Origin of the sequence: Nocardia sp. PE-7 (assembly GCF_030486425.1) — a bacterium.
In the GTDB taxonomy this organism is placed as follows: domain Bacteria; phylum Actinomycetota; class Actinomycetes; order Mycobacteriales; family Mycobacteriaceae; genus Nocardia; species Nocardia salmonicida_A.
Window position 1 is genome coordinate 3,828,576 of sequence record NZ_CP129614.1, and the last position, 25,724, is coordinate 3,854,299.

Consider the following 25,724-nt stretch of genomic DNA (forward strand, 5'->3'; position numbering starts at 1 on the left):
ATCGACCCATAGCCGTGTCAAGACGCAACGTCTCGTCTCTTCGATTGCTAGGATGACGTCATGAGTCAGCAGGCGAAACCCGCACCCCGGCCGACAGCCGACGCGACCCGGCGCAACGAGGGATCTCGGCGCGCGATCCTGTCCGCCGCCTTCGAGCTGGCGGGCGAGATCGGCTACGACAAGCTGACCATCGAGGCGATCGCCGCCAGGGCGGGCGTCGGCAAGCAGACGATCTACCGATGGTGGCCGTCCAAGGGCGCCGTCCTGCTCGACGCCTTCCTGATGCTCAGCGAGACCGGCGACGACGCGACACCCGGCCTGCCGGACACCGGTGACCTGGAAGCGGATCTGAAACTCGTCCTGCGCGCCACCGTCGCCGAACTGGCCGACCCCCGCTTCGATCTCCCCCTGCGCGGCCTGACCAGCGCCATCATGCACGACACCACCCTGGCCGCCGCTTACGTGGAACGCCTCCAGGGCCCCGTCGACGACCTGAAACGCCGTCGGCTGGCCGCCGCGCAGACCGCGGGCCAGATCGCCGCCGACATCGACCTCGACGTGGCCATCGCGATGATCTGGGGCCCACTGATGGACCGATGGTTACTGCGCACGGGCACCCTGACCACCGAATTCGCCGATCGCGTGGTCGAGACCGCCCTGCGGGGTCTACGCGGCTGACCCACGGAACAAGCTGTCCGGCAGCGATATACGGTCGGACCGTCGACGAGATCGCGCGTTACCCGCGTAGCGACGCGGGCAGCGGAGAACGATCCCCCGCACCGGGGCCGTCCACCGGTTTCAGGTCGCGGCCGTGGACCCGCTCCCCGCAGTGCGAGCACGTCGGCTCGATCGTGGCGACGTGGCCGCAGCCTCGATGCAGCGACTCGACCGGGGCGCCGTTCGGGGCGGCCCATTCGTCGCCCCACTGACGCATCGCGTTCACCACCTGCCACAGCGAGCGACCCTTCGCGGTCAGCCGGTAGTCGTAGCGGACGGGGTTGTCCTGGTAGGGCTCCCTGGTCATGATCCCGTGTTCGACGAGGCCCTCCAGGCGCTGGGTGAGCACATTGCGGGCGATGCCGAGTCGATCGCGGAAGTCGTCGAAGCGGGTCACGCCGAAGAGGGCGTCGCGCACGATCAGCAAGGTCCACCACTCCCCGACCACCTCGAGGCACTGGGCCATGGAGCAGTTCATGTCTTCGAAGCTGGTGCGCCGCATGACCCCAGCATAGTCAGTTGCATGAAAGAACTCACCAATCTATGGTGAGTTGCATGATGAAACTCACTGGGCGGCTGGGCGCGCAATTCGCCCTCACTGCCACGGAGTCCGGGCAGTGGCGTGCCGTGGTCGACGATTCGTGGCGCGGCTGGACCGGCCCACACGGCGGCGCGCTCGCCGGGCTGCTGATCGAGGTCGCCCAGCAGGCGAGCTCGCGCGAGGACCCCGTGCGGGCCGCCGACGTCCGGTTCCTCGGCCGACCGGCGACCGGCGCGTTCACCCTGCGGGCCACCGAACACACCGTCGGGCGCAGCACGACGATGGTGGACGTGATCGCCGAACAGGACGGTGTGCCGGTCGCGTCGGCCACCATCACTCTCGGCGCGACCAGTGCGTCGACGATCCCCGCCCACAGCGCCCGGCACGCGCCCGTCGTCGCGCCGCCACAGGACTGCGCGCTGTTCCAGCTGCCGCCCGAGATCGTCCCCGTCGGCGCGCATTTCGTCATCCGGCCCGCCGCGGGCCCGTTGCCCCTCAGTGGTGCGGACGAGGCGATGATGTGTGCCTGGATCGCACTCGACCCCGGGTTGCCCCTCGACGCGCCGACTCTGGCCGTTCTCGCCGACGCGCTCCCACCCGGCCTGTTCCCGCTGCTCACCGCGCCGGTCGCCGTCCCGACCGTCACCCTGTCGCTGCAACTACACGCCGATCGCACCCGCCTCGGCGACACACCCGTCCTGGTCCGCGCCGCGAACGTCAGTTCCGGTGAGGGCTGGTCGGTCGACGACACCGATATCTGGGACGGCGAGGGCGTTCTGCTCGCCACGGCCCGTCAGACCCGCCGCGTCCTCGGCTGAACGAAAGCTCGATCATGAAATCCGTTGCCCCGTTGCGGGATACGAATCCACGTCTGGTGCTCGCCATCGTTTCCATCGGCGTGCTGCTGTCGAGTCTGGACCTGTTCATCGTCAATGTCGCCATGCCCGCCATGGCAGACGACTTCGACGCCGGACTGACCGAGCTGTCCTGGGTGCTCAACCTCTATGCCATCGTCTTCGCCGCCCTGCTCGTTCCGGCCGGTCGACTCGGTGACCGCAGCGGTAACCGCGGCACCTTCCTCACCGGACTGGCGATCTTCGTGATCGGGTCGGCCCTGTGCTCGGCGGCCTGGAATGTGGAGTCGCTCATCGCTTTCCGCGTCGTCCAGGCCGTGGGATGCGCGCTCCTCACGCCGTCCTCGCTCGCGCTGGTCCTCGCCGCGACGCCACCGGAGCAGCGCGCGGGCGCGGTTCGGCTGTGGGTCGGGTTCGGCGGACTCGGCGCCGCGCTCGGCCCGGTCCTCGGCGGGTTGCTGGTCGAACTCGATTGGCGCTGGGTATTTCTCGTGAACGTGCCGATCGGCGCGGCCGCGTTCGCGATCGGCGTGCGAAAGCTGCCGTGCCCGCCCGCAGCGGGCGGTCCGTTGCCCGACCTGCTGGGCGCGGGAGCACTGATCGGCGCGGTCGGGTCGTTGATCCTGGCCGTCGTCGAAGGTCCCGAGTGGGGCTGGACCTCTGCCGGGGTCCTAGCCGGGTTCGGTGTAGCGATCGCGCTCGGTGTCGTTTTCGCGGTGAGCTCGGCCCGTCATCACAGCCCCATCATCGACGCGGCCCTGGTTCGGGTCCCGAACTTCACGCTCGCGGGAGCGAACTCGCTGGTGTTCCAGATCGCGTTCGCGGGCATGCTGCTCTCGGTCACGCTCTGGGCCCAGAACGTGTGGGGGTGGTCGGCGTTGCAGACCGGTCTGGCGATCGCGCCCGGCCCACTGGTCGTCCCGTTCGTCGCCGTCGCCGCGGGCAAGCTCATCGCCCGAATCGGCCCGGGCCCGGTGATCGCGGCAGGCGGGCTCGCCTTCGGCGGCGGGCTCCTGTGGTGGGCGCGTGCGGCCGAACTGTCACCGGACTACGTGGGTGGCCTACTCGGTGGAATGCTGCTGACCGGTCTCGGAGTCGGGTTGACCCTGCCCACCGCCTTCGCCGTCGGCGCGGGAACCCTTCCCCCGCAACGCTTCGCGACCGGATCGGCGGTCCTGAGCATGGCCCGCCAACTCGGACTCGCCCTCGGCGTCGCGGTGCTCGTCGCGCTACTCGGCACCCCGAACACCCCGGCTGCCACGCTCGACGCCTTCCAGCGCGCCTGGTACGTGACCGCCGCGATCGCGGTTCTGGCCGGACTCATCGGCTTCGCCGTGCGGTCCGGGCAGGCGGTCGAATCGCCCGGCGATCTCACCACTCCGGTGGCGACCGAGAACTCCGGGGACGCGGCGGTTTCCGTCTGACCCCGAGCGGTCGGCGACCACGATGTCGCCGGCCGCGTCCCTCGGTCCGCTCAGCCCCAGCTCGCGTGGTCCGGAACCGACGAATCGAAGATTACGTAGAAGAAGTGACCGGGGGTCAGTTCGTTCATGTCGTGCCAGCGACCCCCTGGGTCTCGCTGGTAGTACCGCTCCATCCCGGTGCCATCGTCGAAGCAGACGATGTTCGAGGTGCCGAACGGGCTCCAGTAGATGTCGGTGCCGGGGCGTGGCGGTTCGAGTGGGGTGCGGAACAGGTGCCCGCACGCCGTGATGACGGGGTCGTAATAGGTGGGCTGGGCGGCGGCGGTGGCCTGCCCGGCGATCCCGGCGACCGTGACCGCGGCGGCCGCGAACCCGAGACGAACTCTGGAACGCATCGCATCTGCTCCTGTCCCGAACGGAAAGGAAGGCGCTTCGTATCGCAGACGATTTTACGCCCGCTGGCCGGGTTGCGCGGAAATCCGACCGTAGACGGATATGCCGAGCACCCGGTCGCGCTACCGTGGCATGACCGGGCTCAGCGGAAAGTAGGAAAAGCTGTGGACAGCACGACGATTGCACGGCAATGCACACTGTGCGAGGCACACTGCGGAATTCTGGTCACCGTCGAGGATTCGCAGGTCACCCGCATCGAGGGCAACCCCGACGACGTGCTGTCGAAGGGCTACATCTGCCCGAAGGCGACAGCCATGGGCGGTCTCCACCACGATCCGGACCGGCTGCGGACACCGATGCGCCGCGTCGGCGACACTTTTCAGCCCGTCGGCTGGGACGAGGCGTTCCGCGAGATCGGCCGGCGTTTGCGCGCGGTGCGGTCCGCGCACGGTTCCAGCGCCACCGGGATGTACATCGGCAACCCCGCCGCCCACAGCTCCTCGGTGATGTACGGGGCGCTGCTTCGGACCGTCCTGCTGACCCGCAACTTCTTCTCCGCCTCCTCGATCGATCAGTTCCCGCAGGAATTCGTCGCGTGGCGGATGTTCGGTTCGAACGTTCTCATGCCGGTCACCGACATCGATCGCACCGACCGGCTGGTGGTGCTCGGCGCCAATCCCGCGGTCTCCAACGGATCGATCACCACCATGCCCGGCGCGAAAACACGGATCAAGAACGTCCGCGCCCGAGGCGGCACCGTGGTCGTGATCGACCCGCGCCGCACCGAAACGGCCCGACTGGCGGACGAGCACGTGGCGGTCCGTCCCGGCGGCGATGTCTACCTGCTGCTCGGGATGCTGCATGTGCTGATCACCGAGCAACTGTGCGACGAACGGGCGGTGCGGTCGCTCTGCACCGGCTGGGACGAGCTCGCCGAACTGGTCGCCGATACCACCGCCGAACGCATGGCGCCGCTGGCCGGCGTCGACGCCGACACCATCCGACGGCTGGCCCGTGACCACGCGGCGGCGCCCTCCGCGGTGTTGTACGCGCGGATCGGGGTGTGCCAGCAAGAGACGGGCACGCTCACCCACTGGCTGGTCAACACGATCAACGCGGTGACCGGAAATCTCGATCGGGCGGGCGGTCAGATGTTCGCTTCCCCGGCCGTCGACGCCGCCCGCTACGCGAAGTACCTGCCGATGGGCCACGGCGCGTGGACCGACCGGTCCGGCGCGCACAAGTCGTTCCGCAGCGAACTGCCGGTCGCGGTCCTCGCCGAGGAGATCCTCACTCCCGGACCGGGCCAGATCAAGGCGATGATCACCTACGCGGGCAATCCGGTGCTCTCGACACCGCAGGCGGACAAGCTCGACGCCGCGCTGGAATCACTGGATTTCTACGTGGCGATCGACATGTACGTCACCGAGACGACCCGGCACGCCGACTTCATCCTGCCGCCCGTCTCGGCGCTCGAGCGCGAGGAACTGAGCCTGCTGTTCCCGATATTCAGCGTTCGCAACAACGCTCGATACGACGCCAGGGTCTTCGATCCACCGGCCGACGGACTCGAGGACTGGCAGATCCTGGCCCGGCTGGTGACCGAACTGGTACCGCTGCCGGGACGACGGTTCGCCGGCCGCGCGCTCAACGCCGCGTTCGAACAGCTCAGTCCCCTGCGATTGACGGCGGCGGCTGTCGCGACAGGCCCCTACGGCGTCCTGCGCCGCGGACGAAAAGGGTTGACGCTCGGCAAGATCCGCGACACACCGGGCGGTGTCGACCTCGGCCCGTTACGGCCACGGTTGCCCGAACTGATCGGCACCAGCGACCGCAAGACGCACTTGGTGCCCGCGGATTTCCTGGCGGCGATACACACGGTCCTCGACGAGACGACCGCGACGCCGGAACCCGGCTACGACCTGCAACTCATCGGACGACGTCACCTGCGCAGCAACAACTCCTGGCTGCACAACATCCCGTCGATGGTGAAGGGGCGTGACCGCTGCACCGTGCTCGTCCACCCCGACGACGCCGCCGCCCGTGGTCTTGCCGACGGTGATCCGGCGACGATCGAATCCCCCGTCGGTTCGATCGAGGTACCGGTGGAGATCAGCCGCGATATTCGCCCCGGGGTGGTGGCGATCCCGCACGGGTGGGGGCACCGCGAACCCGGGGTCGGCTGGACCGTCGCGGCGAAACTGCCGGGAGCCAATGTCAACCTGTTGCACGACCCGGCCCGCACCGACGCCCTGTCGGGCACCTCGGCGGTCAACAGCACGTGGGTACGGGTGAACCCGGTCGGGATCGAAATCCCGGACGCCACACCACGATCCGAGGTAGCCGCCACGCCGCGGTGAACCCGATCAGGAATCCGGGTCCACCGCGTCGGGTTCAGCGAAAGCGCAGGTTAGCGGTCGCGAGACCGAAGATCTTGCGACCGCCGGACTTGGCGACGATGGCGATCACCGCGGTGCGGGTGGCCGGGTCGAGCGACTTCACGCGGCCGGTGTATTCGACCTGGCCGCCTTCCCTGGCGACGAGGGCGTAGTTCGAGAGCCGGACGCCGTAGCGGGTGACGGCACCGGGGTCGCCGGACCAGGTGGACAGGAAGCCCGCGCCCAGACCCATCGTCAGCATGCCGTGGGCGATGATGTCGGGCAGGCCGGCCAGCTCGGCGATCTTCTCGTCCCAGTGGATCGGGTTGTTGTCGCCGGAGACGCCCGCGTAGTTGACGAGGTCACCACGCGAGACGCGAGCGTCACGCAGCGGAAGTTCGTCGCCGACGGTCAGCTCGTCGAACGACGTGGTGGTGCTCGGGACGCGCGCGGCGCCGTCGACGGACAGTCGCACCTCACCCTCGGGGCGCAGCGTGGTCTCCACCGCGGCGCTCTTGTCCTGGCTGAACACCTTCACGCCGTGGAGCATGATGTCCTCGACCGCGGCGGTGATCGCGGGATCGACACCGTCGTTACCGGTGATGCCGACGACCGTGGTGTGCATGATGTGGACGGTCTCGCCGAGTTCGTCGACGAAGGTGTTGGTGACGGTGATCAGGTCCTTGCCCGCGATCGTGCGCACCGACGAGAGCTCCACGTCGACGACGAGGCGGTCACCGGCCACGATCGGCTTGTGCTGTTCGAAGACCTGCTCGGTCTGCACGAACATGTCGTAGCCGACCACCACCGTTTCGAACAGCAGCTTGTTGGCCGCCATAGCCGGGATGGACACGAAGGTCAGCGGCGCGACCACACCCGAGTAGCCGAGCGCGGCGGCCGCCTCGTCCTCCCAGTGCGCGGGGTGGAAGTCCTGGACCGCGCGAGCGTATTCGCGGATCTTCTCGCGGCCGACCTCGTAGACACCCTCGACCCGGTAGTAGTGCCCTACCTTCGACGCAGTATCAGGGGCATCGACGGGCGGGACATCGACTACGGAAGTCACTATGAATCACCTTCGTTCGGGGAACGGACACCCGGCAGGCTAGTCGACGCGCAGGCGGAGCGGACATTCCTTGGCACAGTTCACAGTTCTGTCGCCTTCCTTCGCGCTCAGAAGGAGGGTACGTCGCTGGTGCTCGCATTGCCACCGATCGAGGGTTGCAGCGTGATCTCCCAGTCGGAGTCGGCGTCGAACGGGTCGTCGAACTTCTGGAACTCGCGCTCGCGGGTGAAGGCGAGCGTCGCCTCGTCCCAATCCTTGCCGGTCTTCAGATAGACGTAGTAGGTGCCGTCGATGCCGTTGAGCGTGGCATTGGAATTGCCCTGGACGTAGATGGTGGCCTGCGGCTTCTTGGGATCGCCGTTGGTGACCACGACCGCGAAGTCGTCGCTGTTGCCGTTGACGATGTCGAGCTTGCCCGCACCGACCAGCCCGTCCTGCTGGACCACCGCACCGTTCTCGCCTCGACGGTTCAGCAGCGGCGCCGCCGGAGTGCTCGCGCGCGGCGTCGTGGTGGCCTTCGACGCATTGCTCGTCGGCGCGGCGTCGACGGACTGCCCCGACTCGCATCCACCTACCAGAAGGGCCGCCGCGATCGCGGACACGGCATACCACTGACGACTCGACATTCGTTCCCACCCCATGCCTCTGGACCGGACTCCCCGTGCCGGTCTCCCCGCCAGTATTGCCTGGATTGCCCGAGATGTCATCACAACTCCTTCCCGAAACCCTTCCCCCGTCATCTGGAATGAGTCATAATCTGGAATGTGTCCACCACATCGGACTTCGAACAGATGCTGCGTGCAGCCTCACTGCGCGTCACCGCGCCACGCCTGGCGGTGCTCACCGCAGTGCACCAGCATCCACATGCCGACACGGACACCATTCTGAGCCGAGTCAGAGCCACCCTCGGGGCCGTCAGCCAGCAGGCCGTCTACGACGTACTGCGGGCACTCACCAGCGCCGGACTACTCCGGCGAATACAGCCGATGGGCACCGTCGCGCGCTATGAGACCCGCGTCGGTGACAACCATCATCACCTGGTGTGCCGATCCTGTGGGGTGATCGTCGATGTCGAGTGCGCCGTCGGCGACGCACCCTGTCTGACTCCCCTCGATGACCGCGGTTTCGTCGTCGACGAGGCAGAAGTCATCTACTGGGGCAGGTGCCCCGACTGCACGACATCACCATCACTCTCCTGAAAGGATTCACCGTGCCCGAGGATCACCCACCTATCGCGGAAGCCAACACGGAAGCCGGTGACAGTGGTTGCCCCGTCATGCATCGTCCGTTCGCCTCCACCGACGCGCGCGGAGCGAACAGCGAATGGTGGCCGAACCAGCTCAACCTCACACTGCTGCAGAAGAATCCGCCCTCGGTGAACCCGATGGGCGAAGACTTCGACTACGCGGCCGAATTCGCCACCCTCGACCTCGCCGCGGTGAAGGCCGATATCGAGCAGGTCATGACGACCTCGCAGCCCTGGTGGCCGGCCGACTTCGGCCACTACGGCCCGTTCTTCATCCGGATGGCCTGGCACTCCGCGGGCACCTACCGGGTCGGTGACGGCCGCGGCGGCGCGGGCGCGGGCCTGCAGCGCTTCGCCCCGCTCAACAGCTGGCCCGACAACGCCAGCCTCGACAAGGCACGCCGCCTGCTGTGGCCGGTGAAGAAGAAGTACGGCCGCAAGCTCTCCTGGGCCGACCTCATCGTCTACACCGGCAACGTCGCGCTCGAGTCGATGGGCTTGCCGACCTTCGGGTTCGGTGGCGGCCGCGTCGACGCGTGGGAGCCCGAGGAAGACGTGTTCTGGGGTCCGGAACGCACCTGGCTCGGCGACGAACGCTACACCGGTGAACGCAACCTCCAGCGCCCGCTCGCCGCGGTCCAGATGGGCCTGATCTACGTCAACCCCGAAGGCCCCAACGGCAATCCGGATCCCCTTGCCGCCGCCGTCGACATCCGCGAGACCTTCGCCCGGATGGCGATGAACGACGAGGAGACCGCCGCACTCATCGCCGGCGGGCACACCTTCGGCAAGACCCACGGTGCCGGCGACGCGGACCTGGTCGGCGTCGAACCGGAAGCCGCGCCGCTGGAACTGCAAGGGCTGGGCTGGAAGAGCAGCTTCGGCACCGGCGTCGGCGAGGACGCGATCACCAGCGGCCTGGAAGGCATCTGGAACAGCACCCCCATCACCTGGGACAACAACTTCCTCGAAACCCTCTACGGGTTCGAATGGGAGCTGTCGAAGAGCCCGGCGGGCGCGCATCAGTGGATCCCGAAGGACGGCGCGGGCGCCGATACCGTGCCCGATCCGTTCATCGCGGGCAAGAAGCGCGCGCCGGTCATGCTCACCACCGACCTGTCGCTGCGGTTCGACCCCATCTACGGGCCGATCACCCGCCGCTGGCTGGAAAACCCCGCGGAGTTCACCGACGCGTTCGCGCGCGCCTGGTACAAGCTCACCCACCGCGATATGGGCCCGGTCGTGCGCTACCTCGGCCCGCTGGTGCCGTCCGAGGAACTGCTCTGGCAGGACCCGGTTCCCGCCCAGAACGGCCCGCTCATCGGCGACGCCGAGATCGCCGCCCTCAAGGGCCAGATCCAGGCCTCGGGCCTGTCCATCGCCCAGCTGGTGACGACGACGTGGGCGGCGGCCTCGTCGTTCCGCGGCAGCGACAAGCGTGGCGGCGCCAACGGTGGCCGGATCCGACTGCAGCCGCAAGCCGGCTGGGCGGTCAACCAGCCCGATGAGCTCGCCCAGGTGGTACGGGTCTACGAGGGCATCCAGGACACGTTCAACGCCACCGGCGGCGTGCAGGTGTCGTTCGCCGATCTGGTCGTCCTCGGCGGTGCCGTCGGTGTCGAACAGGCCGCCCAGGCCGCCGGTTTCCCGGTGACGGTGCCGTTCACTCCTGGCCGCACCGACGCGACCCAGGACCAGACCGACGTCGAGTCGTTCGACGCGCTCGAGACCGCGGCCGACGGGTTCCGCAACTACGTGTCCAAGGACGCGCAGATCCCCGCGGAGTTCCTGCTGATCGACAAGGCGAACCTGCTCACGCTCAGCGCGCCGGAGATGACCGTGCTCATCGGTGGTCTGCGCGTGCTCGGCGCGAACTACCAGTCCTCGTCGCTGGGTGTGTTCACCGAGACCCCGGGTGCGCTGACGAACGACTTCTTCGTCAACCTCCTCGACATGGGTACCGAGTGGTCACCGTCGGCCGCCGACGACAACGTCTACGAAGGCCGCGACCGCGCCACCGGCGCGGTCACCTGGACCGGTAGCCGGGTCGACCTGGTGTTCGGCTCCAACTCGCAGCTGCGAGCGGTGGCCGAGGCCTACGCGACCGACGACGCGAAGGAGAAGTTCGTGCACGACTTCGTCGCCGCGTGGACCAAGGTGAGCAACCTCGACCGGTTCGACGTCAAAGCCTGATCCGAACAGCGAAACACCCTGCGACGCACTGTGCGTCGCAGGGTGTTCGTCGCTGCCGTCAGGACTCGGCGAGCTCGGCCAGCCGGTCCACCGACGCCTGCAGCTTCTCGGCGGTCGTGGCCTTGGCCCGCACCTGACGCAGCTCGTCGTGCAGTTGGGTCCAGTCGTAGGTGTGGGTCACCCGGGTGTGGGTGTCGTCGATCGGCTCGAGCTCCCAGCGCCACAGGTGTCCGGGCGGGGTCTTGTCCCGCTCGGACGGGTTCCACGCGATGCGACGGCCCTCCTCGAACTCCACGATGTGGTTGTCGCGGTCGGCGCCGTTGGTCAGCGTCGTGGTGAACACGTCACCGACCGCGCGGACCCGCTGGCCCGAGCTCGCCTGCGCGAGGTTGTCGTTGCCGTCCCAGCGGGGCTGCTGCTCGGGATCGGCGATCAGGTCGAAGATCGCGGCGGGGCTCGCCGCGACGTCGCGGGAGGCGTGGACTATGCGTGGCACGTCGATGGTTTCGGTCACCGGGCGATAGAACCAGCAGCTCACCCACCCCGGCAACCATTCCGCTCGAGGCAGCGACTAACTCGTGCGGTACACCGCGAACACGGGAATCTCGCGGCTGGTCTTGTCGCGATACTCGGCGAAGCCCGGCAGTCGTTCGACCATTCGGTCGTAGAGGGCGGTGCGCTCGGGATCGGCGACGAGTTCGGCCTTGCCCCTGTAGGTTTCGGATCCCACCTCCAGGGTGAGCTCCGAATCGGCGAGCAGGTTGAAGTACCACGCGGGATGCTTGTCGGCGCCGCCGTTGGAGGCGATCAGCACGATCCGGTCGCCGTCGGGCAGATACACCAGCGGGTTGGTGATCGCGCGCCCGGACTTCGCGCCGGTCGTGGTGATGATCACCATGGCGTCGTTGTGGTCCTCTCGTTGGATAGCTCCCCTGCCCCAACGATCTTGATGGGCCCCGCATTCCGGCGCTGTCCACGGCATATGCGCCGAAGTCGTGACGTACTCTAACGTTGCGGGGTGCTAGGACATTCACATGCGACGAGTGGGGCGCTGGCCTGGGCCGGTACTGCCGCGGCGCTACCACTCACGGTCGCGGCTTTCCCTCTGTTCGACAGCGAGACAACGCGATTCGGTATCGCCGAACTCATCATGGGCACGCTGCTCACCGCGGGTGCGGCGCTGCTGCCGGACGCGGATCATCCCAGCGGCACCATCTCCCACGTGCTCGGCCCGGTGTCACATCACCTGTGCCGGTTCATCTCCTGGGCGTCGGGCGGGCATCGTCACGGAACACATTCGCTGCTGTTCGTCGTCGTCGCGGTCGCGGCGACCTGGGCGGGCGAGCACTATCTCGGCAGGCCCTTCACGCTGGGCCTGGTGTTCTTCCTCCTCGCGCTGGCGGTGCGCTCGCTGCATCTGTGCCCGCCGGGTAAGAGCGTGCGGACCTACGGAACCGTGATCGTGCTGGCCACGGCAGGAACCTTCGCCGTCGATCACTGGATCGTCGATCGGCCGGTATGGCTCCCGATCTGCGTGGGCCTCGGGTGTCTGGCGCACCTGCTCGGCGACTGCCTGACCGACCGGGGCTGCCGACTGCTGTGGCCGTTTCCGTTGCGTACGCGGGTGCCGCTGATCGAGCGGACCGGGAACCGGGTCGAGACCTGGGTCATCTCTCCCCTGTTCGTGCTCGGCACGATGGGCGCGCTCTGGTACGCGATCGTGCACCAGCCGTGATCGCCGGGACGGCGGGGCTCCCCGCCGTCCTGAGCACGGTCGGCGCAGCCGGCCCCTCGGTTGCCCTGGTGTCGCTACATTCATTGATACGCATATCGCTGTATCACTATGTATTTGTGATCGACCCCAGACCTGACCGCTCGGCATCGTCGCAGGTCTCGAAGCCGCCCCCAGATCCGACGCCTTTCAGTGCACAGTTGTACTCTCAAGACTGTGACGGAGCAGCTCCCCCAATCCCAGGCCGAAGTACAGGCGCTCACGCGGCTCGCCGGTGACGAGTTCGTCGGTGCGGTCGATGGGATCGCGGCCATCCACCGCGCCATCTCCGATCGGGTGTTCGCGGCGGTGCGGTTCGGCGTCGGACCGGCGGCGGCTCCGGTGAAGGTCGTGCACGACGCCATCACCGACGGCATCTACGCGGCCGTCAGCGGCACCGGATTCGTCGTCGGCGAGGTCGCGAGCGCGGTCACGCTGCCCGGCGTCACCGCGCCGTCGCGCACGGTGTGGGGCTCGGGCGTACTGGCCGCGATCCAGGGGCTGATCGGTGACGCGCTGGAAGACGAGACCCCGATCCTGTCCTCCCCCATGACCTTTCGCATCGAGGGCGTCCCTGTTCCGCCCGAAGAGTTCGCCGCCCACGTCCCGGTGCCGACGACCAGGCTGGTCGTGCTCCTGCACGGACTCGTGGAGACCGAACACTCCTGGCGCCTCGGCCACCGCCCCACCTACGGCGAGCGCCTGGAAGCCGATCTCGGCTACATCCCGGTCTTCGTCCGCTTCAATTCCGGCTTGCACATCTCCGAGAACGCCGCCCAGCTCAGCGCCCTGCTGACCCGCCTTGTCGACAGCTGGCCGATGCCGGTGCACGAGATCTGCCTGGTCGGGCACTCGATGGGCGGGCTGATCATGCGCAGCGCCTGCCATCAGGCCGAGGAGTCGGGCGAGGCATGGGTGCGATCGGTGCGACAGATCGTCTGCCTCGGTTCCCCGCACCACGGTGCGCCGCTCGAACAGTTCGTGCACTATGCCTCGGCCGCACTGGACCGACTGCCCGAGACCCGGCCGCTGAGCACCTTGCTGCGTAGGCGCAGCGCGGGCATCCGGGACCTGCGTCAGGGTTCGCTGGTCGACGAGGACTGGCGCGACCTCGATGTGGACACCCTGCGCGCACGGGCGGTCAAGGAAGTGCCGCTGCTGGCCGGCGTCGATCACTACTTCGTCACCACGACCATCACCCACAGCCCGAAACATCCACTCGGCGTGATCATCGGCGACGGCATGGTTCTCTCCGGCAGCGGGTCGGGACGCGGACGGACCAGGCGCCTGGATCTCGACGCGGTCAACGGCCTGCACATCCCCGGTGCCAACCACTTCAGCCTGCTCAATCACGACGCTGTCTACGATGCGCTGCACGGTTGGTTGTCGAGCGCGCCCCGCCGCTCGCGTCAGGTGGATACGCTGTGGCCATGACTCTCGACCACGGCGATCCGGGCGACGCACCTGCCATTCCGCTGCCGACCGCTCCCCTGGCCAACGAGGCCCGCCCCTCGCCGGCCGAAGAAGCCAGAACAATCGCGGCCGGCACCAATACCGGCACCCTGGCCAGCCTCACCGCCGACGGCGCACCGTGGGCCTCGTTCATCACCTACGGATTGCTCGACGGCGCACCGGTGTTGAGCGTGTCGCGGCTGGCCGAACACGGCCGCAACCTGGCCGCCGATCCGCGCGCCAGCATCGCGATCGTCACGCCCGACATTCCCGCCGACCCCCTCGCGGGCACCAGGATCACCCTCGCGGGTTTCGTGGAACGGCCCACCGGCGCCGAAGCCGAAGCGGCCCGCGCGGCCCACCTGGCGGCGATCCCCGCGGCCAAGTACTACATCGACTACAGCGATTTCACGCTCTGGGTACTGCGGATCGAACGGGTGCGCTGGGTCGGCGGCTACGGCCGGATGGATTCGGCCTCGGCCGCCGATTATCTTGCCGCGCAGCCTGACCCGATCGTCGCGCACGCCGCGCCCGGCATCGCCCACCTCAACGCCGACCACGCCGAAGCACTGCTGGCGATGGCCCAGCAGCTGGGCGGCTTCCCCGACGCCATCGCCGCCACCTGCGAACGCGCCGACCGCTACGGCCTCGACCTGCGCGTGGAATCCCCCCGCGGAGTGGCGCGCACCCGGGTCGGCTACGCCGCGCCGCTGTCGGAGATCAGCGAATTGCGCGCGGCGACGGTGGAATTGACCCGACGGGCCCGCGCCACGGCCTGATCACGCCTCGTACAGCTCGAGCGGCAGGTCGTCCGGATCGAAGAAGAAGGCCATCTGCTTGCCGGTGTGTTCATCGGTGCGCAGTTCCTCGGTCCGGACGCCCCGCGCCCGCAGCTCGTCGAGGGCGGCGGGCACGCTCGGGACCGCGAGGGCCAGGTGCCGCAAGCCCGCGGCTTCCGGCCTGCTCGGACGGGCAGGCGGATCGGGGAACGAGAACAGTTCGATGCGGACTCCGCCGGACAGCTCGATGTCGAGCTTCCACGAATCGCGATCGGCCCGGTAGTTCTCGTCGAGGACGGCGCCACCGAGGGTTTCGGTATAGAACCGCTTGGAGCGGGCGTAGTCCGTCGCGATGATCGCGATGTGGTGGACGCCGAGAAATCGCATGTCGCTGTCCCCGCTCAGGTCCAGAGCACCGCGACCAGCACGTTCACGATCGCGAGGCCACCGGCGGCGTCGGTCATCCAGTCGATCTGCTTGCCCCGCTTCGCATCACCCCTGCCCATCTCGGCGAACGCGGCCACCGCGACCGCGAGCGCGAGCTTCACCGCCAGCTTCGCCGTATCCGGCTCCTTGTCGAGCGAGTCGATGGCCGAGGCCATTCCGGCCAGGATCACGCCGGTGATCAGCTGCGCGCGAGCGCCCCACACCATCAGCTCCGACACCACCGGGCGCCCCGCGACGTAGCCACCGACCACCGCGGCCATGCCGAGCAGATGGGTGACGACCACCAGGTTGTACACGAATTCCATGGGTGCAAAGCGTAGTTCAGACGAAAGCGGCCGGTGCCCGAAGGCACCGGCCGGTTCAGACGAACTTCCGTGGGGAGGCTCAGCCCACCTGCTGGTCCAGCAGATGCGCGTCCTTGCGAACACCGAAGGCGGTGATGATCTCCATGACACCGATGATGATCAGGAAGATGCCGACGACCCAGACCAGCGTGGACAGCGACGAGATCGGCCACACGATCAAGACGACACCGGCCAGCGCGCTGATGATGCCGTAGAAGATCTGCCAGCCGCGCCCGGGCACGCCCGACTCCGAGAGCGCGGCGAACAGCACAGCCACGCCGCGGAACAGCCAGCTGATACCGATCCACAGCCCGAGCAGCACGATCGAGGCCAGGTCGTCGCGGAAGCAGAAGACGCCGATGATCAGCGACAGCACACCGCTGATGAAGGACAGCACGCGAAAGCTGGTGCTCGGCAGATGGGTGAAGGCGGCGATCAGCTGGAAGATGCCGCTGACAACCATGTAGATACCGAACAGAATGCCCGCCACGAGCAGTGACGGACCGGGCCACACCAGCACGATGATGCCGAGGACCACCGCGAGGAGGCCGGTGACCAGAATTGTTTGCCAGGTCTTCTTGGCAAGAGCCGTCAACGGGCTCCCTATCACGGTATTTGTCGTCATAACGAGATGTTATGCCTGGTTGCTTCCGTTTCCCGGAAAATAGCTGGAGCTGTAATCGTGTCGCGATCAGCTGCGCCGACCGCCGCGGCTGCCGAACCCGACGGCCACATCGTTGCCGCGGCGAAAAGTTTGGTCGGCGACCCTCTCGGGTAGATGAAGAATGTGTCGGTTGTACTCGTGCTGCAAGCTCGGGGCCTCGGTGAGCTTCTCGCCGCGGTCCCGGCTCTGCGTGCCCTGCGCCGGGCCGAACCACGCAAGCGGATCGTCTTGGCGGCCCCGCATCGGTTGGAGCAGATCGTCGACCTGATCTCCTCGGTCGACGAACTCGTCGCCACCGCCGATCCGGCCGCCTTGATCTGGGATGGTCCCGCGCCCGAATTGGCGGTGAACCTGCACGGCCACGACGGCGCCAGCGCACGAGCGCTGGCCGATACCGGGGCCGAGCGGATCATCGGCCATCGAACGCCCGCCTTACCCAAGCTCGCCGGTCCGCGCTGGGATCCGGAGGCACATGTGGTCGACCGGTGGTGCCGACTACTCGAAGGCGAGGGCATCGACGCGGATCGACGCAACCTCGGATTGGTTCCGCCGGTGGCCTCGATCAGCCGCCGCGACAGCATCGTCGTGCACATCGGCGCGGGTGCGCCCGCGCGCCGGTGGCCGCCGGAACGCTTCGCCGCGGTGGTGCGACACCTGCTGGTGCTCGGCCGCGACGTGGTGCTCACCGGCGACCCGTTCGAGCACGACATCGCTCGACAGGTGGCCGCGCAAGCGGGCCTGCCCGACGACCGCGTCCTCGCGGGGAGACAGAACCTCACCGATCTCGCGGCGACGGTGGCCGAGGCCGCCCTCGTGATCAGCGGCGATACCGGCGTCGCGCATCTGGCGACAGCGTTCGGCACCCGCACGGTGCTGCTGTTCGGTCCCAGACCGCCACGCCGGGGCGGCCCGCCCGCACACCTGCTCGGCAGGCACGCGGTGCTGTGGGCCGGACAGGTCGGCGATCCCGACGGGCTCGCACCCGACCCGGGCCTGCTCCGGATCGGCGTTCCCGAGGTGATCTCGGCGGTCGACATGCAACTGGACAAACAGGCCTGGGCCGAATCCGGTAGGTCGCGCTACCGCCGCGTGGGCTGAGCCGGGTCGACACCGACCGCATCGCGCAGCGCGGCGGCATGGGCCGCCAGGGCACTCGGCCAGTATTTGTCGAGGTAGTCGCGGGCGTCGTTGAGCCCGCGGGGGTCCAGGGAGTAGAGGTGCCGATTCCCGTCGCGACGCATGCGCACCAGGTGCGCCTCCCGCAGCACGCGCAGGTGCTGCGATGCGGCTGAACTGGTGATTCCGGTAGCGGTGGCGAGGTCGGCCACCGACCGGGGACCCTGCGGCAACGATTCGAAGATCGCGCGCCGGGTGGGGTCGGATAACGCCGTGATGGCACGGACTCCGTTAGCGTCCACTGAATCAGTGTCCCCGGGATGCGATATTTCGGCAACGATCTTGACCAGCGACATTTCACCCGGTGAGTCCGAGGATGCCAGCTATCGTTAGGCTATTGTTATAGATCAACTGGGGTTTTGCCGCTTCGTGATCGCAGCCACAGGATTCGCCGCGAAGGTTACGGTTTAGCTACGTTCTTAGACATGTTCGTGACCAACCCGTTATCTGCTCGAGTCTCCGACGCCTTCGCAGGTCGTTGGGGAGGCGTGGTCGCGGGTGCGGTGGCTTTGTCCGCACTCGTGGGTACCTCCGTCGCCACTTTCAGTGAGCCCGAGAGCCCTGTCCCCACTACCACGATCGCCGCGGATGCCACCGAGGCCATCAACTCCGGCCAGTCACCGTACCGCTTCACCGCGTACACCCCTGCCGAGGCCCAGGGCCCGCAGGGCGAGGTCCCCGCCTCCGCCCCGATCCCGTGGGAAGAGCACCGCGAAGCGGTCGGCCTGGAACTTCCGGCGCTGCCGTTCATCGCTCCCCCGCCGCCGCCGCGCCCGCAGACCGTTCGCCCGGTCAACGGCAGGCTGACCTCCTACTACGGCGCCCGCTGGGGCACCGCGCACAACGGCATCGACTTCGGCGACCCGATCGGCGCACCGATCTTCGCCGTCACCGACGGTACCGTGATCGAGGCCGGTCCGGCTTCGGGCTTCGGCCTGTGGGTCCGCGTCCAGCAGGACGACGGCACCATCGGCGTGTTCGGCCACGTGAACGACATCCTGGTTCAGGTCGGTCAGCACGTCAGCGCCGGTGACACCATCGCCACCGTCGGTAACCGCGGCAACTCCACCGGCCCCCACCTGCACTACGAGGTGCACGTGCCGGACGGCTCGCTCTACGGCGCCCCGATCGACCCGCACCCGTGGCTCGCCGCGCGTGGGATCGACGCCGGCGTCGCCCAGGACTGATCCTCACCCACTGATCGCCGCCCGACGCGCGATCAGAAATTCCCGAAGCCGCGCGACCGCGAGCGTCGAGTCATGGTCTCCCGAGACCAGGCCGACCTCGCGGTCGCGTTCGCCATCGATGAAGATCACCGCCAGGTCGGGGTTGTCGACCTCGGCGGCGGGCAGGAGCGCGACCCCCTGCCCGAGCGCGACCAGGGCGCGCAGGGTCTCGAACTCGGTGATCTCGAATACCACCCGTGGTGTGAACCCCGCTGCGGCACACCAGGTGTCGAGCAGGGTGCGTAGCTGATAACTGGGCGGATTCGCGATGAATGCCTCCTCGGCCAGTTCGGCGAGGTCGACGCGGGTGCGCCGGGCCAGCGGATGCGTGCGCGCTACGTGCAGGTCGATGCGCTGACGTCCGAGGTCGACCGTCGGCAGGTCGGCGGGGGGCGGGATCATCACCGCGAGATCGAGCCTGCCGTCGCGCACCTGCTCGGCCAACGCCTCGCCGTGTGCCTGCACCAGATGCAGCCGGATCCGCGGCGCGCGGGTGTGGAACTGCGCCAGCAGCGAGGGAATGCTGACCGGACCCAGCGTGAGCGGGAACCCGAAACGCACCAGCCCGCTGTCGGGGTCGGCGTCGGCACGCACCCGGTGCACCGCGTCGTCTAGTGCGCGCACCAGTCCGCGCGTGCGTTCATAGAGGTCACGACCCTGCGGGGTGAGCGTGACGCCGCGCCCGACCGGCTGGAACAGGGCCACTCCGAGTAGGTGCTCCATCGTTTTGACGCGGCGGCTCAGCGAGGACTGCGGCACGCCGAGACGCTGAGCGGCCCGGGTGAAGTGACCTTCTTCGGCTGCCGCGTCGAAGGCGGCGAGAAGCGGCGCCAGCGCCTGCGCTCCCGACTCCGATGAATCATCCATATCCGGATCATATCCTCGGCGATTCCGTGTTGGACGGATCACTGCTCCCGGCGTGACGATAGGGGAACACAGCTCACGGGAGGTTCGACAATGAACGACACCACACCCATCCGGCCCGAATCCGGCAGTGGCGAAGACATTCTCGACGCGGTGCTGATCGGCGGCGGCATCATGTCGGCCACGCTCGGCGCGCTGCTGAGCACACTCGCGCCGGACTGGTCGATCGCACTGTTCGAGCGCCTCGGCGAACCGGCGGCCGAGAGCAGTCATCCGTGGAACAACGCGGGCACCGGACATTCCGGGATGTGCGAACTCAACTACATGCCCGACCCGAGCGAGGGCGCCAAGGCGGCCGGGATCGCCGACCAGTTCGCGCTCTCGCGCCGGTTCTGGTCCGCGCTGGCCCACCGCGGCGAGCTGGAACCCGCCACGTTCCTCACCCCGACACCGCACGTCACGGCGGTGTTCGGCGAGGCCGACATCGCCTACCTGCGCCGACGCTACGCGACGCTGCGGGAACTGCCCGCGTTCGCGGAGATGGAGTACACCGAGGACCACGCGGTGATCGCCGACTGGGCGCCGCTACTCGTGCGCGGTCGGGCCGACGGCGAGGCGATGGCGGCCACCCGGCACACCGCGGGCACCGATGTCGACTTCGGCGCGCTGACCAGGTCGCTGTTGTCGACGATGCGCGCGGCGGGCAACGCGGTGCGGATGCATCGGGAGATCACCGGTCTCACCCGTGGCAAGGACGGACTGTGGACCGTGCGCGGGCGCGATCTCGACAGTGGACGGCGGTTCCGGGTGCGAGCCCGGTTCGTGTTCGTCGGCGCGGGCGGATACGCGTTGCGCCTGTTGCAGCGGGCCGGGCTGCCGGAGGTGCGGGGGTACGGAGTGTTCCCGCTGGGTGCGCAGTTCCTGCGGACCGATAATCCCGAGGTCGTCGCCGAGCATCATGCCAAGGTCTACAGCCAGGCCGCGCTGGGCGCACCGCCGATGTCGGTGCCGCATCTGGATCGTCGCGAGGTCGACGGCGCGGGCGCGTTGCTGTTCGGCCCCTACGCGACATTCAGCACCCGACTGCTGCGCCACGGCAAGCTCACCGACCTGTTCACCACCCTGCGCCCGCACAATATCGTCCCGCTGGTCGCGGTCGGCCTGCGGAACTTCGATCTGGTCCGCTACCTCGTCACCGAGCTGCTGGCCTCACCCCGGCGCAAGTTCGGACAGCTGCAACGCTTCTACCCGACCGCCGACCCCGCCGACTGGACCTTGATCCAGGCCGGGCAACGCGCCCAGCTGGTGAAACCCGATCCTCGGCGCGGCGGAGTACTCGAATTCGGGACCGAACTGGTCTCCGGCGCCGACGGCAGCATCGCCGGGCTTCTCGGCGCCTCTCCCGGCGCCTCCATCGCGCCGTCGATCATGCGGGATCTGCTCGAACGCTGCTTCCCCGAACGCCGCTACGAATGGGCCCCACTGCTCGCGGAATTGCTCCCGCCGGCCGGAGCGACCACGGGCGTTGCCTCGTAAGCGTCTGTCGCACAACAGAATCCGCACCCCGGCAGCAGTCGGGGTGCGGATTGCGTTCATCGTGGGGCCGTCAGGAGCGCGCCGATCAGGCGGTGGCTGCGGGCGGTCATCTGGGCGGCCGTCTGATCGGGGTGGCGCAACCACCACAGGACCAGCGAGGTCACCGCGCCCATCCAGACATCGGTCAGCGCGGACAGGTCGGTGGGGTCGGTGAGCTCGACGGCACCGATGGCGTCGGCGACACCGCGAGCGGCCTGGGCGGCGATCCGGCGACGGGCCGCGCGAACGGCGTCGGCGGCGGGTCCGTCATCGGGGTGGGATCGATCGAAGAGCACGGTCCAGTCGTGCGGGCGCGGTGCCAGCGCGACGAAGATCGCGTCGAGGGTACGTTCGGCCTTGCTGAGACCACCCGCCCCGGCGATCGCGGACTCGATCGCGTCGAACAGCACACCCGCCGCCCGGTCCACGCACGCGATGTAGAGCCCGTCCTTGGAGTGGAAGTAGGTGTACACCAGCGGCTTGGACACGCCGGCGCGGTGCGCGACGTCGGCGAGGGAGAGCCCCGCGTAACCCACACGGCCGATCTCGGCGACCGCCGCGTCGAGGATCTGCTGTTCGCGCTCGGGGCGCGGGACGCCCTTGGTACCGGCTGTGCTCACCCAGCCATCCAACCATTCGACCCCCCGCCGGTTGACACCCAATTGGCCGCTTTGTAATTTACTATTAAGTCAATTCACTGTTCGCCCCCACCGCTCGACTCGACAGGAGTCCCCGTGTTCGCCGAAGTCGCACAATCGGTGCTGCTCAACCCGCCCGCACTTCCCGGCCTGCTCGCGCGATGGGTACGTGGTGAGCGGCAGCAGATCGCGGGCAAGACCGTCGTGTTGACGGGAGCCTCCTCGGGTGTCGGTAAGGCCGCGGCGCATGCCCTCGGCGGGGAAGGGGCGCGGGTGGTTCTCGTCGCCAGGAACGCCGAACCACTGGCCGAGGTGCGCGACGCGGTCCGCGCCGACGGCGGGAATGCAGAGATGATCACCTGCGACCTCGCCGACGCCGAGCAGAACGACGCACTGGCCAAGGCGCTGCTCGAGCAGTTCGGAACCGTCGACGTCCTGGTGAACAACGCGGGCCGTTCGATCCGCCGCGGCGCCGCCGACACCACCGACCGGTTCCACGACTACGAGCGCACGATGGCGCTGAACTACTTCGGGGCGACGCGGCTCACCATGGGACTGCTGCCGTCGATGCTCGACGCGGGCACCGGACACGTCATCAATGTCGCGACGTGGGGCGTGGCCGCCGGGTCGATGCCGCTGTTCACCGCCTATCACGCGTCGAAGGCGGCGCTGGGCGCGTTCGGACGCAGTCTCGGCGCGGAGACCCGGCGCCGCGGCGTGCACGTGACCACGATCGGCTATCCGCTGGTCCGCACGGAGATGATCGCACCCACCGGCAAATACGCCGACGCGGCGGCGCTGTCGGCCGAGGAGGCCGCCGACTGGATCACCACCGCGATCCGGACCCGTCCGGTCGAGTTGTACCCGACCTACACCCGTGTTCTGCAGGCACTCGCGCTCGTCTCCCCCCGCGCGGTCGACGCCGCGATCTGGCGCATGGGAATCTGAGACAACCCCTAGAACCCAGGTAGGACGACCCGTACCCGAGTATCGGGGACGAACCGTTCCGTAGCGGGACGTGGTGTGGCGCACCGGATTTCTACCTTCGATCCATGGCGACGATCGACCTCACCCACACCCTGTCCCGGATCAGGTTCCACACCGCGCGCGATGGCACCGACCGCGTCCCCTGGCACGGCCCGCTGCTGGTGAACTCCGCGCTCATGGCCGCGTTGGTCGTGGTGTCGATCGTCGGAATGGTGGTCGACGACCGGCTGCTGCTCGGCGAGTCGGTGTGGCTCAAGCCTGCCAAGTTCGGCCTCGCCTTCGCCCTCTACGGCGTGACCCTGGCCTGGATTCTGCGGCTGCCGCATCGCGGGCGGCGGGCCACCTGGTGGCTGGGCACCGTCTTCGCGATCACCGGCGTCGTCGATGTGGGGTTCATCGCGATCCAGGCGGCACGCGGGACGTTCAGCCATTTCAACGACTCGGCCGATCCGGTCAACGAGATCGGGCAACAGGTGTTCGCCTCCGGCGTGCCCGGATTGTTCCTCGCCAATCTCGTCCTGGCAGTGATCATTTCCTGGCAGAAGCTGGCCGACCAGCCGACCAGGATCGCCTTGAAGGCGGGGCTGTGGCTGGCGGTGACCGGGATGGCGCTCGGGTATCTGATGGGGCTCACCGGGCCGCAGCTCGTCCGCCAGGCCGACGGCACCGTGGTGGGATTGGTGGCCGGTCACACGGTGCGGCCCGGCGATACAGCACGTGACAGTGCGGCGGGCATGCCGGTCACCCACTGGAGCACCATCGGCGGCGACCTGCGCATCCCGCACTTCGTCGGCCTGCACGGCATCCAGGTGCTGCTCCTGCTCGCCGTCGTCCTGGTCGCCCTCGCGCCTCGATATGCCTGGTTGCGCACCGAGACGACCCGCGCCGCCCTGCTCGTGGTCGCCGTCCTCGGCTACTTCGGCCTGCTCACGCTGGTGGCCTGGCAGGCGTTGCGCGGACAGGCCCTCACCAGCCCCGACCTCGCGACCGTCGGCGCCGCCGCGGCCCTCGCGCTGTTCGTCGCAGGCGGCGTCACGGCCGTGTACCTACGTTCGCGCGAGGCGTTGTCGACCTGACGCCGCTGTCGCCCGCCCGATGCCGAGGCCCCGTGTCGCCCACCGAATCACAGTGGGAAGCGCGGGGTTTCGCGCCATCAGCGGAGCCGTTCGGCTTCCCGAGCCAACTGCAGCAACGTCGCGCTCAACTGCGCCAACTCCGCCGGGGAGGCGCCCTCGCCCACCGCTGTCGCCACGTCCTCGGCCGCACACCGCGCCGCGAACCACCGATCCGCCAGATCCGCGGCTTCCTGCGCGGTCAGCACGACCGCGTCCTCGGGAATCCCGGTTCCCTTGAGACTGCTGCGGTGTTCGTAGGCACGTTGGCGGCACGACTGGCGGCAATAGCGGCGACGCCGACCGGACTCCGAATCCACGATCTCCCGCCCGCACCACAGGCAGGACAGCAGGCGACTGCGCGACATGATCGGAAACCCTATCGGCCCGCACCGGTCTTCGCCGGTTCAGGTCTCGCTGAGCGGGCACCCTCTCGATGTCGGTCGAGGCGACGCTGCGCGTTTCGGGGGTCGAACGCCCTGTCCAGCCCTACGACTACAATGGAACAGTTCAGACTTCCCGTGCGTTGACGTAGTACTACGACGACCTGTTCTCGGCGAGTTCGGCGCCGAGAACCGCGCCGCCGGCCGCCGACAGGCACAGGAACCCGCGGCGCAAGCCGCCAAAAATTACAGGAGCACACATGGCAGATCGCGTACTCCGGGGCAGTCGGCTCGGAGCGGTGAGCTACGAGACCGATCGCGACCACGACCTGGCCCCGCGCCGGATCGCCCGCTACCGCACCGACAACGGTGAGGAATTCGACGTCCCGTTCGCCGACGACGCGGAGATCCCGCCCACCTGGTTGTGCCGTAACGGCCAGGAGGGGCAGCTCATGGAGGGCACCTCCGTGGAGACCAAGAAGGTCAAGCCGCCGCGCACCCACTGGGACATGTTGCTGGAACGTCGCAGCAAGGAGGAGCTCGAGGAGCTGCTCAAAGAGCGCCTCGACATCCTGAAGACCCGCCGCCGCGGGTAAGACGGTTCGACCGCACAACGCCGAAGGCCGCCTCCCCCACCGGGGAAGGCGGCCTTCGGCGTTCGAGGGCTCGGTCAGTGGCTCGCGACCTTGCGGTACTGCAGGAGGGCGGCAGGCATCGCGATGGCCAGAATGACCAGCGAGCAGATGATCGCGTAGAGGATGCAGTTCTCCGCGGCCCACCCCGTCGCCGGGACGAAGGTGGGCGGCGAGTCGTTCTCGAAGAGCTTGCGACCCGCTGCCGAGACCGCGGTGATCGGGTTCCATTCGGCGATGGCGCGCAGCGGTCCGGGCAGCGTTTCGGCGGAGATGAACGCCGAGGAGATGAACGTCAGCGGGAACAGCCAGATCAGGCCCGCGCTCTGTGCCACCTCCACCGTCGGCGAGACCAGACCGGTCAGTGCGCCGACCCACGACATCGCGAACGCGAACAACAAGATGATCGAGAAGGCGATCACGGCGTCGCCGAAGCTGCCGTGGATGCGCCAGCCCACGATGTACCCGCAGACCGACATCACGCCGAGGCTCACGATATTGACGACCAGGTCCGACAGGGTGCGTCCCATCAGCACCGCCAGCCGCGACATCGGCAGCGTCCGCATCCGGTCGATGATGCCCTTCTGCAGGTCACCGGCCAGCCCGACGGTGGTGAACGCGGCATTGAACGCCACGGTCTGGGTGAAGATGCCCGCCAGCAGGAATTCGCGGTACTGATCGCCGCCGAGCGAGGCGCCGAAGATGTAGGCGAACAGGAACACGAACATCAGCGGCTGGATGGTGGCGGTGACCAGCAGCGTCGGTACTCGCAGGATGGTGAGCAGGTTGCGGTAGGCGACGATCGCGCTGTCACGCACGAACCGGGCCCGCGGTTCCATCTCCTCGGGGCCGGTCGACCGCGGGG

At 68.3% G+C, this 25,724-nt stretch carries 29 protein-coding genes; 15 read left to right on the forward strand and 14 right to left on the reverse strand.

Going from position 1 to position 25,724, the window contains the following annotated elements; translation table 11 throughout:
• Positions 1–60: 60 nt before the first annotated feature.
• Positions 61–678: a TetR/AcrR family transcriptional regulator gene (locus tag QX204_RS18135; protein WP_301900918.1), complete on the forward strand. Its 618-nt coding sequence runs from the start codon at positions 61–63 to the stop codon at positions 676–678.
• Between the two features lie 58 nt (positions 679–736).
• Here QX204_RS18135 and QX204_RS18140 read toward each other — a convergent pair whose 3' ends face one another.
• On the reverse strand, positions 737–1,219 hold the full coding sequence (locus tag QX204_RS18140) for a winged helix-turn-helix transcriptional regulator (RefSeq protein ID WP_301900919.1): 483 nt from the start codon (positions 1,217–1,219) through the stop codon (positions 737–739).
• Between the two features lie 53 nt (positions 1,220–1,272).
• On the opposite strand from QX204_RS18140, the gene QX204_RS18145 reads away from it, so the two are divergent.
• Entirely contained in the window at positions 1,273–2,076 is an 804-nt protein-coding gene (locus QX204_RS18145) for an acyl-CoA thioesterase (protein WP_301900920.1), read from the forward strand.
• Between the two features lie 14 nt (positions 2,077–2,090).
• A complete protein-coding gene (locus QX204_RS18150; RefSeq protein ID WP_301900921.1) occupies positions 2,091–3,536 on the forward strand; it encodes an MFS transporter in 1,446 nt (481 codons plus the stop codon).
• 50 nt (positions 3,537–3,586) lie between these two features.
• Here the strand turns inward: QX204_RS18150 and QX204_RS18155 are convergent, their stop codons facing one another.
• On the reverse strand, positions 3,587–3,931 hold the full coding sequence (locus QX204_RS18155; protein ID WP_301900922.1) for a hypothetical protein: 345 nt from the start codon (positions 3,929–3,931) through the stop codon (positions 3,587–3,589).
• A 162-nt stretch (positions 3,932–4,093) separates the two neighbouring features.
• Between QX204_RS18155 and QX204_RS18160 the strand changes: the two genes are divergently transcribed.
• Complete coding sequence (locus QX204_RS18160; protein ID WP_301900923.1) at positions 4,094–6,289, forward strand: molybdopterin oxidoreductase family protein; 2,196 nt, start codon at positions 4,094–4,096, stop codon at positions 6,287–6,289.
• 34 nt (positions 6,290–6,323) lie between these two features.
• Here QX204_RS18160 and QX204_RS18165 read toward each other — a convergent pair whose 3' ends face one another.
• Both QX204_RS18165 and QX204_RS18170 read right to left on the reverse strand, forming a co-directional pair.
• Positions 6,324–7,370, reverse strand: a complete 1,047-nt coding sequence (locus QX204_RS18165; protein WP_301900924.1) for a fused (3R)-hydroxyacyl-ACP dehydratase subunits HadA/HadB — start codon at positions 7,368–7,370, stop codon at positions 6,324–6,326.
• Between the two features lie 107 nt (positions 7,371–7,477).
• Complete coding sequence (locus tag QX204_RS18170) at positions 7,478–7,996, reverse strand: hypothetical protein (protein WP_301900925.1); 519 nt, start codon at positions 7,994–7,996, stop codon at positions 7,478–7,480.
• Positions 7,997–8,134: 138 nt separating this feature from the next.
• Here QX204_RS18170 and QX204_RS18175 point away from each other — a divergent pair, with 138 nt between their 5' ends.
• Positions 8,135–8,569, forward strand: coding sequence for a Fur family transcriptional regulator (locus tag QX204_RS18175; protein ID WP_056809750.1), 435 nt, complete (start codon positions 8,135–8,137; stop codon positions 8,567–8,569).
• A gap of 11 nt (positions 8,570–8,580) precedes the next feature.
• Positions 8,581–10,809, forward strand: a complete 2,229-nt coding sequence (gene katG, locus QX204_RS18180; RefSeq protein ID WP_301900926.1) for a catalase/peroxidase HPI — start codon at positions 8,581–8,583, stop codon at positions 10,807–10,809.
• A gap of 58 nt (positions 10,810–10,867) precedes the next feature.
• Here the strand turns inward: katG and QX204_RS18185 are convergent, their stop codons facing one another.
• The gene (locus tag QX204_RS18185; protein ID WP_301900927.1) at positions 10,868–11,323 is read right to left on the reverse strand and encodes an SRPBCC family protein; all 456 of its coding nucleotides are present in this window, start codon (positions 11,321–11,323) and stop codon (positions 10,868–10,870) included.
• 57 nt (positions 11,324–11,380) lie between these two features.
• Entirely contained in the window at positions 11,381–11,707 is a 327-nt protein-coding gene (locus tag QX204_RS18190; protein WP_301900928.1) for a nitroreductase/quinone reductase family protein, read from the reverse strand.
• A gap of 120 nt (positions 11,708–11,827) precedes the next feature.
• On the opposite strand from QX204_RS18190, the gene QX204_RS18195 reads away from it, so the two are divergent.
• From QX204_RS18195 to QX204_RS18205, 3 genes are all read left to right on the forward strand, one after another.
• On the forward strand, positions 11,828–12,544 hold the full coding sequence (locus tag QX204_RS18195) for a metal-dependent hydrolase (protein WP_301900929.1): 717 nt from the start codon (positions 11,828–11,830) through the stop codon (positions 12,542–12,544).
• Positions 12,545–12,757: 213 nt separating this feature from the next.
• Complete coding sequence (locus QX204_RS18200; RefSeq protein ID WP_301900930.1) at positions 12,758–14,014, forward strand: lipase family alpha/beta hydrolase; 1,257 nt, start codon at positions 12,758–12,760, stop codon at positions 14,012–14,014.
• The gene (locus tag QX204_RS18205; protein ID WP_301900931.1) at positions 14,011–14,811 is read left to right on the forward strand and encodes a HugZ family pyridoxamine 5'-phosphate oxidase; all 801 of its coding nucleotides are present in this window, start codon (positions 14,011–14,013) and stop codon (positions 14,809–14,811) included. The genes QX204_RS18200 and QX204_RS18205 overlap by 4 nt, the downstream gene beginning before the upstream one ends.
• Here QX204_RS18205 and QX204_RS18210 read toward each other — a convergent pair whose 3' ends face one another.
• From QX204_RS18210 to QX204_RS18220, 3 genes are all read right to left on the reverse strand, one after another.
• A complete protein-coding gene (locus QX204_RS18210) occupies positions 14,812–15,198 on the reverse strand; it encodes an SMU1112c/YaeR family gloxylase I-like metalloprotein (protein ID WP_301900932.1) in 387 nt (128 codons plus the stop codon). It lies immediately after the preceding gene.
• 14 nt (positions 15,199–15,212) lie between these two features.
• A complete protein-coding gene (locus QX204_RS18215) occupies positions 15,213–15,563 on the reverse strand; it encodes a hypothetical protein (RefSeq protein ID WP_301900933.1) in 351 nt (116 codons plus the stop codon).
• A gap of 79 nt (positions 15,564–15,642) precedes the next feature.
• Positions 15,643–16,227 (reverse strand): HdeD family acid-resistance protein, encoded by a 585-nt coding sequence (locus QX204_RS18220; RefSeq protein WP_301900934.1) that lies wholly within the window; start codon positions 16,225–16,227, stop codon positions 15,643–15,645.
• A gap of 162 nt (positions 16,228–16,389) precedes the next feature.
• Here QX204_RS18220 and QX204_RS18225 point away from each other — a divergent pair, with 162 nt between their 5' ends.
• Positions 16,390–17,364, forward strand: a complete 975-nt coding sequence (locus tag QX204_RS18225) for a glycosyltransferase family 9 protein (protein ID WP_301908029.1) — start codon at positions 16,390–16,392, stop codon at positions 17,362–17,364.
• On the opposite strand, the gene QX204_RS18230 is transcribed toward QX204_RS18225, so the two are convergent.
• Entirely contained in the window at positions 17,346–17,684 is a 339-nt protein-coding gene (locus QX204_RS18230; RefSeq protein ID WP_301900935.1) for an ArsR/SmtB family transcription factor, read from the reverse strand. The two genes, QX204_RS18225 and QX204_RS18230, sit on opposite strands and share 19 nt — an antisense overlap.
• 279 nt (positions 17,685–17,963) lie before the next feature.
• Between QX204_RS18230 and QX204_RS18235 the strand changes: the two genes are divergently transcribed.
• A complete protein-coding gene (locus QX204_RS18235) occupies positions 17,964–18,629 on the forward strand; it encodes a M23 family metallopeptidase (RefSeq protein WP_301900936.1) in 666 nt (221 codons plus the stop codon).
• A 3-nt stretch (positions 18,630–18,632) separates the two neighbouring features.
• Here the strand turns inward: QX204_RS18235 and QX204_RS18240 are convergent, their stop codons facing one another.
• The gene (locus QX204_RS18240) at positions 18,633–19,535 is read right to left on the reverse strand and encodes a LysR family transcriptional regulator (RefSeq protein ID WP_301900937.1); all 903 of its coding nucleotides are present in this window, start codon (positions 19,533–19,535) and stop codon (positions 18,633–18,635) included.
• 90 nt (positions 19,536–19,625) lie between these two features.
• Between QX204_RS18240 and mqo the strand changes: the two genes are divergently transcribed.
• Positions 19,626–21,068, forward strand: a complete 1,443-nt coding sequence (gene mqo, locus QX204_RS18245; protein ID WP_301900938.1) for a malate dehydrogenase (quinone) — start codon at positions 19,626–19,628, stop codon at positions 21,066–21,068.
• 56 nt (positions 21,069–21,124) lie between these two features.
• Here the strand turns inward: mqo and QX204_RS18250 are convergent, their stop codons facing one another.
• Positions 21,125–21,727: a TetR/AcrR family transcriptional regulator gene (locus QX204_RS18250; protein WP_301900939.1), complete on the reverse strand. Its 603-nt coding sequence runs from the start codon at positions 21,725–21,727 to the stop codon at positions 21,125–21,127.
• Positions 21,728–21,841: 114 nt separating this feature from the next.
• On the opposite strand from QX204_RS18250, the gene QX204_RS18255 reads away from it, so the two are divergent.
• Both QX204_RS18255 and QX204_RS18260 read left to right on the forward strand, forming a co-directional pair.
• Positions 21,842–22,693, forward strand: a complete 852-nt coding sequence (locus tag QX204_RS18255) for an SDR family oxidoreductase (RefSeq protein WP_301900940.1) — start codon at positions 21,842–21,844, stop codon at positions 22,691–22,693.
• Positions 22,694–22,797: 104 nt separating this feature from the next.
• Entirely contained in the window at positions 22,798–23,808 is a 1,011-nt protein-coding gene (locus tag QX204_RS18260; protein ID WP_301900941.1) for a hypothetical protein, read from the forward strand.
• Positions 23,809–23,885: 77 nt separating this feature from the next.
• On the opposite strand, the gene QX204_RS18265 is transcribed toward QX204_RS18260, so the two are convergent.
• On the reverse strand, positions 23,886–24,212 hold the full coding sequence (locus QX204_RS18265; protein ID WP_101467383.1) for a hypothetical protein: 327 nt from the start codon (positions 24,210–24,212) through the stop codon (positions 23,886–23,888).
• A 275-nt stretch (positions 24,213–24,487) separates the two neighbouring features.
• Here QX204_RS18265 and QX204_RS18270 point away from each other — a divergent pair, with 275 nt between their 5' ends.
• Positions 24,488–24,823 (forward strand): RNA polymerase-binding protein RbpA, encoded by a 336-nt coding sequence (locus QX204_RS18270; RefSeq protein WP_056809774.1) that lies wholly within the window; start codon positions 24,488–24,490, stop codon positions 24,821–24,823.
• A gap of 74 nt (positions 24,824–24,897) precedes the next feature.
• Here QX204_RS18270 and QX204_RS18275 read toward each other — a convergent pair whose 3' ends face one another.
• Positions 24,898–25,698, reverse strand: coding sequence for an ABC transporter permease (locus tag QX204_RS18275; protein ID WP_301908030.1), 801 nt, complete (start codon positions 25,696–25,698; stop codon positions 24,898–24,900).
• Between the last annotated feature and the right edge of the window lie 26 nt (positions 25,699–25,724).